The organism is Blastomonas sp. UPD001 (assembly GCF_003426715.1).
Taxonomy (GTDB): domain Bacteria; phylum Pseudomonadota; class Alphaproteobacteria; order Sphingomonadales; family Sphingomonadaceae; genus Blastomonas.
In genome coordinates, this window is record NZ_QKVT01000028.1 from 1 (window position 1) to 571 (window position 571).

Below are 571 nucleotides of genomic sequence, written 5' to 3' on the forward strand. Positions count from 1 at the left end.
ATTGGCCGTGGTCACCTTGATCTGGGTGTCCCCGAAATCGATGTACGGCACCAGGTTGTAGCGCTCCCTGTCCTCCGAATAGCCCGGCAGGAACGCGCTGAACGGGTCGTCGTTGCCGCCAACGGTGATCAGCTGGCCGTTGGAGGTGCCTCCAAGGCCATCGTCATTGTTGCCGGCGCTGTTGGTGATGCGCGTTCCGTTCACATCGACCGTCGACTGCTGGCCGCAGCACGAGAAGCCGATCCCCAGCCGCAGCTCCGCAAAGAAGTTGGGATCCGTGGGATCCATCCCGTTTGCGGCGTTGAAGGTGAAGCTGTCGCCCGTCACCGAGGAGAAGCCGTCGAGGATCGCCACGGTCGAAGTGGAGGTCAACGAGGGATCCGAGTAGACGACCACCAGCGCGACCCCATCGGTTGCGCTGTTGCCCGACGAACGCGCTTCCGTGATGTCGAAGTTGTAGGTGCCTCCCGGTCCGCCGTCGATGATCGGCGCCACCAGGCTCGTCACGTTCGCGCGTGCGGAAAACAGCCCGCAGCAGGCCGTATCGTTGAGCACGGGAGCCCCGAACGTC

1 protein-coding gene is annotated in these 571 nt (G+C 63.7%); it reads right to left on the reverse strand.

Annotation, left to right across the window (positions count from 1 at the left end; translation table 11 throughout):
* Window positions 1-555 (reverse strand): hypothetical protein (locus DM995_RS18040; protein ID WP_198669469.1); only part of this gene is annotated, 555 nt, incomplete at its 3' end.
* Window positions 556-571 lie beyond the last annotated feature (16 nt).